At 48.6% G+C, this 401-nt stretch carries 2 tRNA genes; both read left to right on the plus strand.

What is annotated here, in order from left to right:
* Window positions 1-92: 92 nt before the first annotated feature.
* Window positions 93-166, plus strand: a tRNA-Arg gene (locus tag KNQ18_RS17185).
* A 5-nt stretch (window positions 167-171) separates the two neighbouring features.
* A tRNA-Pro gene (locus KNQ18_RS17190) sits at window positions 172-248 on the plus strand.
* Window positions 249-401 lie beyond the last annotated feature (153 nt).

A 401-nucleotide genomic window follows, 5' to 3' on the forward strand; every position in this document is an offset into this window, starting at 1 on the left:
CGGTCGTGGCGGAATCGGTAGACGCGCTAGGTTGAGGGCCTAGTGGTGGCAACATCGTGGAGGTTCAAGTCCTCTCGACCGCACCATATGATGCACCCTTAGCTCAGCTGGATAGAGTACTTGACTACGAATCAAGGGGTCGGGAGTTCGAATCTCTCAGGGTGCACTTTTCGGGAAGTAGCTCAGCTTGGTAGAGCACTTGGTTTGGGACCAAGGGGTCGCAGGTTCGAATCCTGTCTTCCCGACCATTATTTTCATACGAAATACATTGGACTTTGAAAACTGAACGATGAGGCAAAAATCGTATTCTATGGAATACAAAAACGAATGAAGCGCAAGCTTCGTCAATCGTGACTTCGGTCACAAAAACGAGCAAGTCAAACACTTCATGGAGAGTTTGA

The organism is Exiguobacterium sp. s78 (assembly GCF_018618985.1).
In the GTDB taxonomy this organism is placed as follows: Bacteria; Bacillota; Bacilli; order Exiguobacteriales; family Exiguobacteriaceae; genus Exiguobacterium_A; species Exiguobacterium_A abrahamii.